This window comes from Bacillus proteolyticus (assembly GCF_001884065.1).
GTDB lineage: Bacteria > Bacillota > Bacilli > Bacillales > Bacillaceae_G > Bacillus_A > Bacillus_A proteolyticus.
The window spans coordinates 1-16,736 of the sequence record NZ_MACH01000115.1 but is presented as its reverse complement, the minus strand read 5'-3'; the positions used below and the strand labels follow the sequence as shown (position 1 = coordinate 16,736).

General features: G+C 35.3%; 9 protein-coding genes and 3 pseudogenes. 10 read left to right on the top strand and 2 right to left on the bottom strand.

The genetic code is table 11. The features are described from left to right. The 3 genes from BAQ49_RS19525 to BAQ49_RS19495 all read left to right on the top strand — a co-directional run. Nucleotides 1-1,196: S-layer homology domain-containing protein (locus tag BAQ49_RS19525; protein ID WP_071746705.1), on the top strand; the 1,196-nt coding region annotated here is incomplete at its 5' end. A 207-nt stretch (nucleotides 1,197-1,403) separates the two neighbouring features. Then, nucleotides 1,404-3,188, top strand: a complete 1,785-nt coding sequence (locus tag BAQ49_RS19520) for an S-layer homology domain-containing protein (protein ID WP_084667517.1) — start codon at nucleotides 1,404-1,406, stop codon at nucleotides 3,186-3,188. Nucleotides 3,189-3,992: 804 nt separating this feature from the next. After that, complete coding sequence (locus BAQ49_RS19495; RefSeq protein WP_071746704.1) at nucleotides 3,993-4,637, top strand: ATP F0F1 synthase subunit alpha; 645 nt, start codon at nucleotides 3,993-3,995, stop codon at nucleotides 4,635-4,637. A 535-nt stretch (nucleotides 4,638-5,172) separates the two neighbouring features. Here BAQ49_RS19495 and BAQ49_RS19480 read toward each other — a convergent pair. Further along, nucleotides 5,173-5,880, bottom strand: a pseudogene (locus tag BAQ49_RS19480) (IS6 family transposase). Between the two features lie 264 nt (nucleotides 5,881-6,144). On the opposite strand from BAQ49_RS19480, the gene BAQ49_RS19475 reads away from it, so the two are divergent. The 5 genes from BAQ49_RS19475 to BAQ49_RS19455 all read left to right on the top strand — a co-directional run bounded on the left by BAQ49_RS19475 (nucleotide 6,145) and on the right by BAQ49_RS19455 (nucleotide 13,022). Next, nucleotides 6,145-7,329, top strand: coding sequence for an efflux RND transporter periplasmic adaptor subunit (locus tag BAQ49_RS19475; RefSeq protein WP_071746703.1), 1,185 nt, complete (start codon nucleotides 6,145-6,147; stop codon nucleotides 7,327-7,329). Beyond that, the gene (locus tag BAQ49_RS19470) at nucleotides 7,326-8,006 is read left to right on the top strand and encodes an ABC transporter ATP-binding protein (protein WP_000631631.1); all 681 of its coding nucleotides are present in this window, start codon (nucleotides 7,326-7,328) and stop codon (nucleotides 8,004-8,006) included. Before BAQ49_RS19475 ends, BAQ49_RS19470 begins: the two co-directional genes overlap by 4 nt. Continuing rightward, on the top strand, nucleotides 8,003-9,202 hold the full coding sequence (locus tag BAQ49_RS19465) for an ABC transporter permease (protein ID WP_071746702.1): 1,200 nt from the start codon (nucleotides 8,003-8,005) through the stop codon (nucleotides 9,200-9,202). Before BAQ49_RS19470 ends, BAQ49_RS19465 begins: the two co-directional genes overlap by 4 nt. 108 nt (nucleotides 9,203-9,310) lie before the next feature. After that, a complete protein-coding gene (yknW, locus tag BAQ49_RS19460; protein ID WP_071746701.1) occupies nucleotides 9,311-10,009 on the top strand; it encodes a YknW family membrane protein in 699 nt (232 codons plus the stop codon). A gap of 244 nt (nucleotides 10,010-10,253) precedes the next feature. Continuing rightward, entirely contained in the window at nucleotides 10,254-13,022 is a 2,769-nt protein-coding gene (locus BAQ49_RS19455; protein WP_071746700.1) for a M4 family metallopeptidase, read from the top strand. A 470-nt stretch (nucleotides 13,023-13,492) separates the two neighbouring features. On the opposite strand, the pseudogene BAQ49_RS34155 reads toward BAQ49_RS19455, so the two are convergent. Then, nucleotides 13,493-13,866, bottom strand: a pseudogene (locus BAQ49_RS34155) (Tn3 family transposase); the annotation flags it as partial. Between the two features lie 206 nt (nucleotides 13,867-14,072). On the opposite strand from BAQ49_RS34155, the gene BAQ49_RS19440 reads away from it, so the two are divergent. Both BAQ49_RS19440 and BAQ49_RS19435 read left to right on the top strand, forming a co-directional pair. After that, nucleotides 14,073-16,286 carry an N-acetylmuramoyl-L-alanine amidase family protein gene (locus BAQ49_RS19440; protein WP_071746699.1) on the top strand — a complete coding sequence of 738 codons (2,214 nt, stop codon included), beginning with the start codon at nucleotides 14,073-14,075 and terminating at the stop codon, nucleotides 16,284-16,286. Nucleotides 16,287-16,365: 79 nt separating this feature from the next. Next, nucleotides 16,366-16,736: pseudogene (locus tag BAQ49_RS19435) on the top strand (IS6 family transposase); the annotation flags it as partial.

Genomic DNA, 16,736 nt, shown 5'->3' with positions numbered 1-16,736 from the left:
CTCAAAACTACATGAGTCCAAAGTACATTACAATTCATGAGACTGATAATACAAGTGTAGGAGCAGGTGCTAGGAACCACGCTCAATACCTATATAACCAAGCAGTAGGGAACACAGACCGAGCTGCATCATGGCACTTTACAGTGGACGATAAAGAGATTTATCAACACTTACCATTAAACGAAAACGGGTGGCACGCAGGAGACGGTAATGGCCCGGGTAATAGAGAGTCTATTGCAATTGAAATCGCGGTTAACAGCGATGGTAACTACAGTAAAGCAGTAGATAACGCTAAGAAACTTGTAGCTTATTTAATGAAAGAAACTGGTGTACCGTTAAATAACATCGTAAAACATCAAAGGTGGAGCGGTAAAAATTGTCCTGCTAACATGATTAATAATGGACAATGGGATGCATTCGTAAATGGTGCTGGAGGATATTATAATAATCTTTATCAACCAAAAGACGACATTACAGGAGGTTGGTATGAGCCGGCTATTCGAGAGCTAAATAGAAGGGGTATTATGGCAGGGGAAGGAAACGGTGTTTTCGCACCTAATAGAGCGGTAACAAGAGCCGAATTTGCTCAATTAATCTCTAAATCTCTAAACTTGCCCGCTGGAGATACTTCATTTAAAGACCTAAACGATGCAAACTCAACTTTACGAGATGGTATTAAACGCACTGCAAGTGCAGGTATCATTGCAGGTAGAGGTGACGGTTATTTTGACCCAAACACATCTATTACAAGAGAAGAATCAGCAATTATTGTAAACAAGGCTTTACAGTATAAAGGTCTATGGGGGCCAGTTGCAAACTTACCATTCTCAGACAAAGACAAAATTATCTATAAAGAAGACGTACAAAGATTGTATGGACTAGGTATTGTAAAAGGTAAGGGTGACAATCAATATGACCCTAAAGGAACAACAACTCGTGGTGAAACAGCATCATTCATTCTAAACATGCTTCAAGTAATTGAAACCGGTAGTGTTCAAAATACAATTGGAACAGCTCAAATAAATGGTATTGGGGTAAATGTTCGGAGTGGAGCAGGTACAAACTACTCTATTGTTAGAAAGGCAAGTAAAGATGAAAAAGTTACAGTATATGAAGAAAAGAATGGTTGGCTAAGAATTGAAACGAATCAGTGGGTTTATAATGACCCTAGTTATATCAACTATAACAAACGATAAAAACTAAATAGTGAAAGGAACAAGTCATATTTGGATATATAACTTGTTCTCAGGCTGTGAAGAAGACTTTCTCCACAGCCTGTTTTTGTGTCTGCTCCCTCTTTACCTGCCAATGCTGATAAATTAATTTTTTTGAAATTGTCACTTTCCTGTAACATAAGTGATTTATTTTATAATAAGAAACTGACATGGAAAGAGGGAGAAGTTATGAAAAAAATCATACCGATAGTCGCATTAATAGGCATGATGAGCTTAGGGATACAAGAAATGAATGTGAAAGCTGAGACATACAAAAGTGCAGGTTCCAAAATGGATTTTTGGAATTCTAAAAGAACAGGTACTAATTTTATGAATAGCACTTCATTACCTGAGAACTACAAAAGTGCAAAGGAAGCTCATATTGAATATGTTCGTTTAGCACCTGATAAATGGGCAAAAGATAAGGATTTCTTATTTGAAGACAAACCAGATACATCAGGAAAAGATTTTCTTATCGGTAATGCAGATAATTATCAAAGATTGGTGGAAGAGGATGTAGCAAAATTGAAAGCAGATTTAGATGCTGCACAATCACAAGGGATTAAAGTTGTACTTACAATGCTTTCATTACCTGGTGATCGTTGGCGTCAATTTAACAATAATCAGAATGATGATAGAATTTGGGAAGAAGAGAAATATCAAGAACAAGCAAGCCAATTTTGGAAGGACCTTGCGTTTGAATTGAAAGATCATCCAGCTGTGGTTGGTTACAACATTATCAATGAACCACATCCAGAAACATCTAAGAAAAATAGATATAATGATTTTTGGACGGAAGATTATGAGAAATGGTATTCGAAAGTGAAGGGAACCCCAGCTGATTTAAATGAATTTTATCAAAAAGTTGTTACTTCAATTCGTGAAGTAGATAAAGAAACACCTATTATTTTAGATTCAGGTCTATATGCCACACCTTGGGCTTTTAAATATCTTAAACCAGTTAAAGATAATAAGACATTGTATGCATTTCATATGTATGAGCCATATCAATTAACAAGTCAACGTGAAAATCAAAATAAAGAGTATCAATATCCTGGAATTGTAAAAGTAGGAGATTTAGAAACACCTATGATGTGGGATAAAGATGGATTAAATACATTCTTACAGCCTGTGCAAAATTGGTCTCAGGAAAATCATGTACCATCTAATCGAATCATTGCTGAGGAATTTGGAATTAATCGTACCGTTCCTGGAGCACCTCAATACATGCAAGACTTAATTTCTATATTCAATCAGAAAGGATGGCATAAATCATTCTATGCATTCCGTGAAGATACTTGGACAGGAATGAATTATGAATTAGGAACAGAAAAAATAAAATGGGATGAAGAGGGGCAACCAAAACGTCAAGATAATCCACTTTGGGATGTAATAAAAAATGATTTACACATCGATGCAGGAGTAAATAGAACTATATTTAAGGATGTCCCACAAGAACACTGGGCATTTCATGCAATTCATGATTTAGCGAATAAAGGAATTATTGCAGGTTATGGAAATGGGATATTTGGTATGGGTGATAATGTAACACGTGAACAAGTAGCTGCATTAATTTACCGTACTTTGCATATAGAAAAACAAGATAAATATGAAAATCCATACAGAGATATCGATGGAAATTCAACAATGTTTCCTGAGGAAATATTGGCTTTAACTAAGCTAGGATTTTTCCAAGGGGATGATCAAGGAGACTTTAGACCGAAAGCTACATTAACACGTGCAGAAATGGCACAAGTTATTAAGAAAGCATTTAGATTAGATGTAAAGGCGCCACATAATTTCAACGATGTTCCAGCAAATTCATGGGCAAAAGATGCGATTAGTGCCGTGCAATCGAACCATATTGCAGTAGGAGTTGGAGAAGGGAAATTTGCTCCGGATATGAACGTAACACGTGAACAGTATGCACAGTTTTTATATAATGCAATTTCAAATGCGCAATCCCATCAATAAAAAGAAAATGAAGTTGAGTGGTTTATTATATCATCATTATAAGGGCGTATTACTGCTCGTAAAAATTTAACGAATTTACCGAAAGAATTCTCCTTCCTCAAGCGTGTGAAGGGCGATAGCCCAACGGTAGGTGGGAGATGAATTTCGGTTTGGCATAGCCAAAAACTTTTGATAAACTAGCTATATGAAGTTCTTTGATAACTTGATATATGAGGTTGCAGGAAGAAAATAGAGTGCGAAAACCAAGCCATTCGGTTCCTGTGTAAAATATCAACCGTACCAAAAGAGCGTCCAAGCGTTGGACATCTAGGGGTGGAACACCCCGAAGTAACGCTCAGGGAGACGAAAGGTTACTTTCGTCGTGGAACTGAGAAGCTCCCACTTTAAGATTTGCTAAGTGGCGAGTAGTTCACTTGGTGATACCTCATATCAACTTAAAAACTTTATAACGCCCCCTAAACAAAAAATTGTACATTTTCATCTGGACATGTCAATCTTCTCGTTTGGGGGTATTTGCTTTTCTTATCTTGATAGCGATGTGATGCTACCCTATGCCCATCAACTTAAGAATTTAGAATTACCCCAAAACGAAAAAGAGCCCTAAATTAATAGGACTCTTTTTACCTTTCTCAAAAGTATTGAATATTTGTTTACACTCGTTCTTAAAACACTAAATTTTAATGTTCTGTTTTTCAAATATGTAAGATTGCATACAATCCATAGTTGATAATTGTTATCGGTGTAACTATAATAGTTACAGTAAGGTTAATATTAAAATTAAAACATGAATGGAGATGTTATAAAATGGGTATAAAAAAAATCGTTTTAGCTGGTGCATTAGGAGTAGCAGCACTTGCAGGAACAAATTTACCAGGCATAGAAGTAACAAAAGCTAGTGCAGCTTCTATTGAATCAAATATATCAACAATTGAAGGTCACGTAGTTGAGATTAGTAATAATGTTATTTTTGTAGAATCAAAACAATATACAGATCCTATCAGTATCAATTTTGATTCTATACCAAATGTAAAAATAGGAGATCAAGTAAAAGTTACTGGTACAATGATGCGCAATTTTACTGAATATATGATTGCAAATTCTATTGAAAATAAATCATTAACACCAGGAATGCATTTAAAAGAAAATGGTCGACCTGATTATGTAATAGGAGAAGTTAGTAAAAAAGGAAAAATTGATGAATACGTAAATGTGCCTATAGATTATGTACTTGTTAAATATCCTAAAATCAACGGTGGAGATGAAATTCTAGAAGTTTACTTAACACAGGGACAAAAACTCAATGTCGGTGACAAAGTTAAAGTAAATAATATGGAATTTGCACAATGGGGCGGAAGTTCTATAAATTGGAACATAGAAAACAGCATCGAAAAAATTCAAGAATCGAAAACTTCAAATCAAAATAATGATGATCAATGGATTTGGTCTTAGTACCTGTTTAAATTGTTTAACCGTTAACATTAGTACTATCAAAAAAGAACTTGTAGAAGAACCACAAGTTCTTTTTTGTTTGAGGGAACACTTAATTTCCAATACATATTCTTAATACGTAAATGTGATACTTCGTTGTCTTATATATGTAATATTGTATATTAAAACATATCGATAAAAATATAAGTGCTTACTATAATAAAAGCATAAAGATAAATAACATCTTAGCATCAACAAAAGAGGAGGAAATGATTATGGAAATCGCAATGGCAGTTTTAAAATTCATAGGTGGGGCAATTCCATTAGTTCAAGAACTTTTAAAAGCATTTATGTAAGTTTATTACTCCGCAATTATTTATAAAAATTATCATACAATTATCTCTATATTAAAATAAATCGATGTGAAGATCATTTGTCTGATAAAATTTTAAACAAGAAAAAGAATCCCAGACATCATAAGGGATTCTTTTTCGGTTCTGGTGCAAATATATGAAGAAAAACGCGGATAATAGTAGATTCCTAGTGAAATCGTATTTTATGCTATAAGTCCAAACACTTGGTAGATGAACTCTTTTTGATTTTGGACAGACTGATTCGGTAAATCAATCTGTCCCTTTTTTATCATATATATGGCTTCAACACCACTCAATATAGAAGTTGCAGTTTTAAATGACTTAAACCCCAACATAAAACGCACACGTTTTTTAATAAAACGATGATCTTATTCCACTATATTATTAAGATATCTAACTTGCCTTATATTTATGCCTTCGGGCATATGTTTCTCTTCTTTCAACGCTTGAATCGCTACAGAATAGGCAGGGTTTTTATCTACTGTTATCACACGAGGTTTCGAAATGTACGAAAAAGCCAGGGCTTTCTTGAAAAAGCACTTGGCTGCTTGTTTATCTCTTGATTTACTTAGATAAAAATCAATGGTATTCCCTTCTGAATCAACAGCACGATATAAATACATCCATTGCCCTTTCACTTTAATATAAGTTTCATCGACTCTCCATGAATCATTTGTTGATTTAAGGTGATATCGTACTTTCTCTTCTAATTGAGGTCCATATTAATGAACCCATCGCATAATCGTTGTGTGAGCCATGAATAAGCCTCGTTCCTCCATCATTTCCACCAGGTTACGGAAGCTCAAATTGTACCGTAGGTACCACCTTACTGTTAATAAGAATAGTTCCGGCCGATAATGCTTCCATTTGAACAAATTTTCCTTTTCCATATCGATCACACACCTTTTTCTAGAGTAATAGTAATACTATCAGTATGTCCAAGTTTAAGAGATTATTTGCAAAAGTTTTAGAGTTTTTGCACCAGAACTAAATTTTCCTACAATTTCTTTCTTCATTTAACTAAATATTAATTCTTATAAAAATCTTTTAATCTAATTATATGCAATATTACATATTGGTTATGAGTATTTTTCGTGTTATATTATTTAATTACTATATGTTTAGTAATATTTAATTTTGAAAGGGGAAAGATTATGTTACCAAATACAGTTCGTACTCCAAATAAGAAAAAAAAATGGATTATTGTCGGGGTTATTGTACTAATTGTTATCGTTGCGGCGGTTAATATTTTTGTTATGCAAGGTAAGAAGAAAGATACAACGAAGACGGATGCTGTAAGTTTTGAGAAAGTGACAGAGCGTAAGCTAAATAATACGAAGTTAATTTCGGGTCAGGTGAAGCCAGGGAATATTGAAAGCTTCTATGCGGATCCAACTAAAGGAAAAGTGAAAGATATTGCAGTGAAAGAAGGACAAGAGGTAGAAAAGGGAACGAAATTATTCTCTTATGATAATGAAGAAATTAATTTACAGGTGAAACAAGCTGAGCTTGATCAGAAGATGGCTGATATGCGTTATGATCAAGGGAAAAAGAAAATTGATTCATTGAAGAACGAAATTAAGAAGGCAAAAGATAGTGGAGCTGGGAAAGAAGTAACAGACCCAATGGAAGAGCAAGTAAGCGAATTAGAAATGACACAAAAAACAACTGATCTTGAAAAAGAAAAAGGAAAGTTACAAAAAGAAGAGTTAAGTAAAAAACAGAAAGAACTTACGATTTATAGTAATTTTACAGGTGTTGTACAAAAGTTAGATAAAGATGCAGCGCAAAGTTCATCTCAAGCTTTAGGTGGCCAAGGGAAAGCATTCTTACAAGTTGCTTCTAAAGATCCGTTCCAAGTTCAAGGGACTTTAACAGAGCTTCAAAAGTCACAAATTCAAAAAGACCAAATGTTTACTGTAACTGCGAAAGCAAATAATAAGAAGAAGTGGACAGGTAAAATTACAGAAGTAAGTGAATTCCCAACGAGTGCAGAGATGGCTCAAGCAACCGGTGAGGGAACTCAAAATATGTCTCAATATACATATAAGGCGAGTCTTGATAGCCAAGATGGTTTATCTCCAGGTTATCACGTTTCTTTACAAGTAAATTTAGAAAATAAGACGATGATTGCTGTTCCAAGTAAGAGCATTGTAGAAAAAGGCGATGATGCATTTGTTTATATTGAGGAGAAAGGGAAGCTTCATAAACAAAATGTGAAAAAAGGCGCTACTGATGGAGACTGGACAGAGATTGTTGAAGGCGCAGCAGTGGGGCAAAAGGTGGTTAAAAATCCTTCCGACAACGTGTATGACGGAATGGAAGTGAAAGAGAAATGATTACGTTAAATAATATTGCTAAAACGTATTATCAAGGAAAATTGGCAGTACCGATTTTACATGGTATTAGTTTAACGATTCAGAGTGGTGAGTTTGTTTCAATTATGGGACCGTCTGGTTCCGGTAAATCAACGCTTATGAATATTATCGGCTGTTTAGATCGCCCAACAGAAGGAAAATATATGCTGAATGATGTGAATATCTTAACAGCAGATGAGTCAAAGCTAGCTTTAATTCGTAATGAATATATCGGCTTTGTGTTCCAGCATTTTAATTTACTGCCCCGTCTTTCAGCGGTGGAAAATGTTGAACTTCCGCTCGTATATGGTGGGGTGAAGAAAGCTGAGCGCCGTAAGCGTGCTTTGGAAGCACTGGACAAAGTAGGGTTAGCAGATAGAGTGCATCATTTACCTAGTGAGTTATCAGGTGGACAGAAACAGCGTGTAGCAATTGCGAGAGCGATTGCGAATAATCCAACGTTCATTATGGCCGATGAGCCGACGGGTGCGCTTGATACGAAGTCTGGTGAACAAGTTATGGATATTTTCACGAAGCTTAATGCAGAAGGAACGACAATCGTTATGGTTACGCATGAGGAAGAGGTAGCAGCTTATTCATCTCGCCGCATTGTACTGCGAGATGGGAAAATTACTGAAGATAGAAGGTGTGCGGTATGAGTTTACTAGATAGTATAAAAATTGCCCTATCTTCTATTTTAGCTCATAAACTGCGTTCAGCTTTGACGATGCTCGGTATTATTATCGGTGTAGGTTCTATTATTACTGTCGTTGCGATTGGGCAGGGCGGGGAAGCGATGCTGAAGTCGAAAATCGCTGGTTCTGGTAATAATCTTATGCCAATTCAGTTTAAGCCGGATATTAATGATGAGTTTGCTATGGGTGGGCATGAAGTACCAAAATTAACGGAAGAAGATATTCTTGAAGTGAAACAGGTAAAAGATGTTGCCCATGTTATTACGACGAATAGTACGATGGAAACACTTGATATAAACGATAAAAAAGCAATGATTAATGTTATTGGACTAGATAGTGAATATTTTCAAGTAAATAAAGTGAAAATGGTCAAAGGCCGTTCATTAAATGAATCAGATATTTCGCAAGGGAATAACGTTGTGATGATTAGTATGAAGGCAGAAGAGACGTTATTTAAAGATGAAAATCCAATAGGGAAAATTATTGAAATGAAAGGACAGCCGGTGCAAATTATCGGTGTCTATAAATCAGATAATGAATTTATGGGATTTGAAACTGAGGAAATACTGATTCCTCTCACTTTATGGCCTGTTTTATACGGAACAGATGAAATTCAAAGTATCGCAATTCAAGCTAAAAATGTAGACAATTTAGAATCAGCAGGAAAAAAAGCTGTTGAAATATTAAATAGTCGTAAGCCGAGTGAAATTCCAGGTAAATATGAATTAGTGAACTTAAAAGAGTTCCAAGAGGGCGTTTCTAAAGTCACGAATATTATGACAATGATCATCGGTGGTATCGCAGGTATTTCATTAGTCGTTGGTGGTATTGGCGTTATGAACATTATGCTCGTATCTGTAACGGAGCGTACGCGCGAAATTGGGATACGTAAAGCGCTTGGAGCAACGCGTAATAAAATTTTATTACAGTTTTTAATTGAAGCCGTTATGTTAACGCTTCTAGGTGGTTTAATTGGAATTGGTCTTGGATATGGCGGAGCATATATTGTCTCCGCATTCGCAAAATGGCCACCGCTCGTTTCGTGGGAAGTTGTTGTCGGAGGCGTATTATTCTCAATGACACTTGGTATTATTTTCGGATTAATTCCAGCGAATAAAGCTGCAAAATTAGATCCAATTGAAGCACTCCGCTACGAATAGTTTACTAGTGTAGTAAAGATAAATATCTCTATTACACATACATATTGTTTGAGTTAATTGTTTTTACCATCCTTTAAAAGGAATATGTAAATAGAAGGAGGCGTTATAATGAAAGCGAATATTAATACACAAGATGTAGGTGCGAAAAAGCCATCATTATTTGGAATGATTACATCTCCTGGAGTACAATTTGAAAGAATGAAAACAAACGAGAAAGTTTGGGGGATGTTCCTCTTAGTAGCATTGTTACAAGGGCTTCTAGGTGGTTTAAATGCGTATGTTATGTATACCTCACCTGAGATGCTTAAAATGAAAAAAGAATTAGGTGAAATGGCTGGACAAAGTTCACTTACATCAGAAGTTATTTCTGGAATTGGAACAAGCTTTGCTAGTGCGATGGTTGGAACACTATTCATAGCAGCTATTTATAAAATGTTTATGATGTTCTTTGGTAATGATACGCCTTATAAAACCTTATTGAATATTGTAGCTTATACAAATATTGTCCTTATTATTGGTGGACTTATTAATTCAAGTTTAGGTCTAATCTTTGGTAGTGGAATGAGCCAATATACGAGTTTAGGGTTATTATTTACGAAAGGTACATTTGCATATGGAATTGGTAATACAATTGAAATATTCTATGTATGGAATTTAGTCTTAATTTGGCTTGGATTACATATTACAGCTGGATTAAGTAAAGTGAAAGCATTGATTCCAATTATTATTCTATTCATTATTAAAGCGGTATTCTTTGCGGCAATTCTTGTATTAATAGCGAAGTTTTTACCAAGTATGTCAATGTAAATAAATTAAGTTCATTATTACTAAATTTAGTAAAAGATTCGTAACATTAATAACCGGTTCCTTAACGTACAAGGTACCGGTTATTTTGTGTCCAAAATGTGTTCAAACGTACAATTTTCTTTTTTTGTATGGTGACCCCATGTCCATCGACTATAATTTCTTCATTTTTCTCTTTATTTCAATAGGAATAGACAGTATAATTTTATAGATTTAATACTTCAGAAAATTATACGGGGTAAATACCATGAAAAATAAAAAAAGAACAGCTACAGTTGCATTAACAACAGGATTAGCTTTAACAGCTGTAATACCATATGGAGTAGGTCATGCAGAGGAAACAGATCAATTACAAGTTCAAATTCAGGAGGATTCGTTCCGTACAGGTGAACTTACACAACCATCACAAAAGGCACCAGAGAGTGTAGTAAAAGATGCCCTTAAGGAAAAGACAGAGCAAGCTTTGTCTCCAAAACAAGTGAATGGAGAAATGGGAGTAGATTATAAGGTTCTTCAAAAACGCGGTTCGTATGATGGGACTACACTTGTGCGTATGCAACAAACATATGAAGGCAAAGAAGTATATGGGTATCAATTGACTGCACACGTAGATAAAAAGGGTGTTATTAAAAGTGTTTCAGGGGATAGTGCGCAAAATTTAAAACAAGAAGATTTAAAGATTCCTATTAATCTATCACAAGAAAAAGCGAAACAATATATTTATACGAAGTACGGGAATGATATCAAGTTTATTTCTGAGCCAGAAGTAAAGGAAGTTATTTTTGTTGATGAAAATAATGGACAAGCCAGTAATGCATACCAGGTTACATTTGCTGCAGTAACACCAAAATATGTATCTGGAACTTATTTAGTGAATGCTCATAATGGTGAAATGTTAAAAAATATGGTACAAGAATCAGATTTAAAAGCAAGTGAGAAGCTTGTTGATGCCTTAGAGGAAAGTAGAAAAAGTAATCTTGCATCATTAACTGGAACAGGAAACGATGCTTTCGGTATATCTCGTACATTTGGTATTTCTAAACAAAGTAATGGTGAATATGCACTTGCTGATTATTCAAGGGGGCAAGGAATTGAAACATATGATGTGAATTACAGGGATATTACTAAAGAGGAAAGCTATTATCCTGGCACACTAGCAACTAGCACTTCAACAACATTTAATGATCCAAAAGCGGTAAGTGCCCATTACTTAGCGACAAAAGTATTTGATTTTTATAAAGATAAATACAAGCGTAATAGTTTTGATAATAAGGGACAAAAAGTAGTTTCAGTTGTACACGCTTGGGATTCTGAGGATACGAACGATCCAAAAAATTGGAAAAATGCATTAAGTGCTAATATTAATAATAGTAGTATGCTCGTATATGGAGATCCTATGGTGAAGGCATTTGACGTAGCGGGACATGAATTTACACATGCGGTTACATCTAGCGAATCCAATCTTGAATATTCCGGAGAATCTGGTGCGATTAACGAGGCGTTATCGGATATTATGGGGACGGCTATTGAGAAATATATAAACAATGGGAATTTTAACTGGACAATAGGAGAACAAACTGGATTAGTTTTACGTGATATGAAAAATCCATCTTCAATCAATTATTCAAATGGAGTACCATATCCAGATGATTATAGTAAATATACTAATTTAAATGGAGAGGATGATGGAGGCGTTCATTTCAACTCAAGTATTATTAATAAAGTTGCATATTTAATTGCAAAAGGTGGCACTCATAACGGTGTAACTGTAAAAGGTATTGGCGAGGATAAAATGTTTGATATTTTTTATTATGCAAACACTGATGAACTAAACATGACTTCTGATTTCTTTGAATTGAGATCAGCATGCCTTCGAGTTGCAACAAATAAATATGGCGCGAACTCGGCTGAAGCTCAAGCAGTCCAAAAAGCTTTTGATGCAGCAAAAATTAAGGTAACAGTGGAAGAAAAAGAAAAAGAAAAAGCTGTGGAAAAACAAGCGCCGGAGTTAACTGTACCGTTTACAACTACACTACATGTAGGTGATACGTTCGACCCGATGAGAGGCGTAAAAGCTGTTGATAAAGAAGATGGTGATTTAACAAATAGAGTAAAACATAAAGGCGATGTAGATACTTCTAAACCAGGTAACTACATTGTGGAGTACTCGGTTGTCGATTCCCAAGGGGTTAATGCAACGGCTACACAGACTGTAATTGTAGAGGAAAATGGAGAAACTCCAGATATGGAACCTAAATTAACAGTGCCTGTTGGGGCAACAATTAATGTAGGAGATTCATTCGACCCAATGGCAAGAGTATCAGCTACTAATAAAGAAGACGGTGACCTTACTTCTAAAGTAACAGTTGATGGTAAGGTAGATACATCTAAGGCCGGTACTTACGTATTAACTTACACAGTTACAGACACTAAAGGTCATGAAGTAACTGCGAAACAAACAGTAACGGTTAAAGCTGGAGAAGAAGTTAAAGATGAAAAACCAGTACTAAAAGTACCTGCTGAAACAACAATTATTGAGGGTAATCAATTCGCCTCAATGGCAGGAGTATCAGCTACTGATAAAGAAGGTGGTGACCTTACTTCTAAAGTAACGCATGAAGGAACTGTAGATACATCTAAAGCCGGTACTTATGAAGTAATATATAGTGTCAAAGATTCCGCAGGTAATAAGGTAACTACAATACAAAAAGTAGTTGTGAAAGATAAGGACAATGGTAACGGTTCTAATAACAGAAATAATGGTTCAGGCAACGATAACGGTTCTGATAATGGCAGTACTGGTACTAACAACAGCAATGCCTCTGATACTGGTAACAGTAATATCTCAAACAATAGTACTACTGATAAAAAAGAAGATACATATAAAGAGCTTCCAAAAACGGGTGCAAGTACAAATAACAGTGCAGCAATGGGTGTATTGATGGTTCTTGCAGGTATGGTTCTTTCTTTTGGTCGTAAATTTAGAAAGGCGTTAAAAAGCACCTTCAAATATTGAAGGTGCTTTTTATGGTTCTGGTGCAAAAATATTAACTTGATGGGCATGAGGTCACCTTATCAAAAAAAGAAAATTGTACGTTTGGACACATTTTAACCGGTTCCCTGTACGTTAAGGAACTGGTTATTTATTTTACCGATTTTTTATAGACTTTTTATCTCGTAATGGTCGTGAACTATTCGCCACTTAGTAAAGCTTGAAGTGGGAGCTTCTCAGTTCCACGACGAAAGTAACCTTTCGTCTCCCTGAGCGTTACTTCGGGGTGTTCCACCCCTAGATGTCCAACGCTTGGACGCTCTCTTGGTACGGTTGATATTTTACGCAGGAACCGAATGGCTTGGTTTTCGCACTCTATCTTCTTCCTGCAACCTCATATATCAAGTTATCAAAGAACTTCATATAGCTAGTTTATCAAAAGTTTTTGGGTATGCCAAACCCCCACCTACCGTTGGGCTATCGCCCTTCACACGCTTGAGGAAGGAGAATTCTTTCGGTAAATTCGTTAAATTATTGAAATTTGTTTTTGGGTTTAAGTTCCAAACATCATCACCTGTTAACGTAACATGTTCCCATCCAAATGGAGATATATGTTGTACATATTCTTCGTGAATATCCACTCCTTTTGCATGCAAAGCATCAACCGCTGTGATATATATTCCATAATATAATAGCTAAAATCAGAAGTTGTAAACCACTTGCTCTATGTAATTGATCCTCATAAGAACAATCAAGAATTTCTCCTAATTAATTAAAAATGCATCTCAAGCAACATTATATTTTGCTGCTCCTTTATTTAAGCAATATGTACATGTCTTCCATTTTCAACACGCTGTAACCATTTTAACACTTGTTAATACTTATTTTCTGAATATGTATTTTGATCTCCTCACATTAATATTTAATACTTTCCTTATTACAAATTAAAATCAATGAAAGACTTTTGTAACACTTATGCAAGAAATTCGAAAGGTATCTAAGCTAAGATGAACTTCAGAACATTAATTTTAGATGATTCAAAAGTGATTAATTTCACCAAGAGAGGAGAACGGAATGAAAAAGAAATTTAAAAAAAATGGAATTGGAAAGAAGATAATTCCTGCTACAGCGGCATTAGGAATTCTTTTTTCTATGGCACCGATTGCAGAAAATAAGGCTAGCGCAGGGGTAGGTGCGGTATTAGATATAACTATTACTGTATTAGGTGCTGTAGCAGACACTTATGAAGCACTTGGAATAACCCCAGAGAATCCAGACCCAGGCACTCACATTGATGTATATGCAGAAAACGAAACTTACCAGGCTCCTAATTTTACATCTGGGGAATTTAATATTTCCATGTATCATACACAAGGTGATTCGAATTTTCTTAAACCGGTTAAAGTACGCTATCCAAATGGAAGAATTGAAATTCATCAACTAAGATCTGGGCAGCAGCTTAAAATTACTGAAGCAGGTGCAATTATAGATCTAAACCCTAATGGAGCAAATGTCTCAGAACACGATCTTCTTTACATTACACAAGCACAATTAGACGAAGGAAAGACCGGAGTTGTGATAAATCAAGGCCAACATGCATTTGTAGAAAAAGCATCTGGTAAAAACCCAAGATTTCTTGGTCCACTTTACAAAAAATATTCCGGCGACTCCTTTGGCGATTGGACGGTGATTGCTAGAAATTCAGATTATCTATTTGATCAGATAGCAAATAAATTATCAGATAAGCAAAAACAATTGATAACATTGACTTCAAAGCCAGTATCTAAAGATGTCCTTGACAACTATGTTAATAATGACCCTAAAGCTCGTGCAGATTTTTATGATCGATTATCTGATGTATTGGCGGAGCGTACTAACGTCCTAGAGACATCTATGGAACTGCCATTCATTAAACTAAATGATGGTAAACCTTATCAAATTATCCCTTATAAAAAAGGAACGAATAAAGTAATCGTAAAAACAGGTTCAAAATATCTTTCAGGAAAAGAAGGAAACGGACTTCAATATTCCGATTCGCTTGGCGATGATGAAGTGTTTGAACTTGTTCAGATAGGAAATTCTAACGATGGTAAATTTCAGTTCCGTTTGAATAACAAAAATGGGGTAAGTTTGGCTGGTAATCAATATATTTCTCAATTTGGTACTGATTGGAGTTTCAAATCTGAAATTCGTTTCTCTGATAAAAGCAACAATGAAATTAACAATTGGTTAATAGAGTGGTATCTGGGTAAAGAAAATGAGAGACAGAAGTATGATAAAGTACAGGCTGTAGCTGATGAAAAAGATTCTACTAAATGGATTGCAAAAGATTCCTCTGGAAACGTGATAAAGAACAGTTGGATAAACCGAGGTGATGGGTATTCCTTTACAGATGCTGAAGGAGTCATTTTGACAGGCTGGCAAGAAATTAAGGGGAAGACTTATTATTTCTCAGCGCCTTATGGCTACATGGTTGCTGGAAATGGAAGTGATTCACAGATTGAGAATAAATACTACTACTTTAATGATGATGGTGTTTTACAACGATCAACCTGGGATGGAGATTCCTATGCCGATGCTTCTGGAGCAATCGTTAAAGAAGGTCTAAAAGAAGTAGATGGTAAAATTTATTACTTCCAAAATTACAATGTAAATAAAAAGGAAATACGCTTAGAAGATCAAAATAAAATTATTCACGTTTCCGACAAAGGTGTACTTGAAAGAGTTACTGATCTAAATGGAAAAGTGATAAACAGCGTTGTTAATGTTGGGTTGGACAACAAAATATTATCATTTAAGCATGACGGTTCGCTTTATAAAACAGGGCTCAACAAAAGTGAGAACCTACTAGAATATTATAGTTTAGAAGATGGAGTTTTCTATACCGGCTGGAAAATGATAGACGGTAAAAGATACTATTTCACAAATGGTCGCAATTACACGTTCAATGCTTATGAAAACATTGACGGAAAAAAATATTATTTTCATGAAGATGGATCAGTTAATCGCGCAGGATTTGAAAAAATCGATGGTAAGATATACCATTTTGACAATAACGGCGTAGCACAAACAGGATGGCAAACTATCGATAATAAATATTATTACTTCGATGAGAAAGGGGCAGCTAAAACAGGGTGGTTCCAAGTTGGTGGTGGATATAGACCTTGGCCTCTTGCATACGGATACCTTTGGTATTGTGCTAGAGAAGATGGTTCACTTTATTCAGACGGTTGGTTTAAAATCGACGGTAAAGATTATCACTTTGACCAGTGGGGACATAAGATGTAAGGCTCTGATGCCAAAACTTCAAGATAATTGCAAATAATCTCTAAATCTTGGACATACTGATACTATTACTCTAAAAAAGGTGAGTGATCAGTATGGAAAGCGAAATTTATTCAAGTGGAAGCATTATCATCATGATAATATTTTGCAAACAGTAAGATGGTACCTACGGTACAACTTGAGCTTTCGTGATTTGGTGGAAATGATGGCGGAACGGGGCTTATCTGTTGCTCATACAACGATTATGCGCTGGGTTCATCAATATGGATCTCAATTAGAAGAGAAAGTACGACATCATCTTAAATCAACAAATGACTCATGGAAAGTCGATGAAACATATATCAAAGTAAAAGCTCAATGGATGTACTAATACCGTGCAGTCGATTCAGAAGGGTATACAATTGATTTTTATCTAAGTAAATCAAGAGATAAACAAGCAGCCAAGCGCTTTAC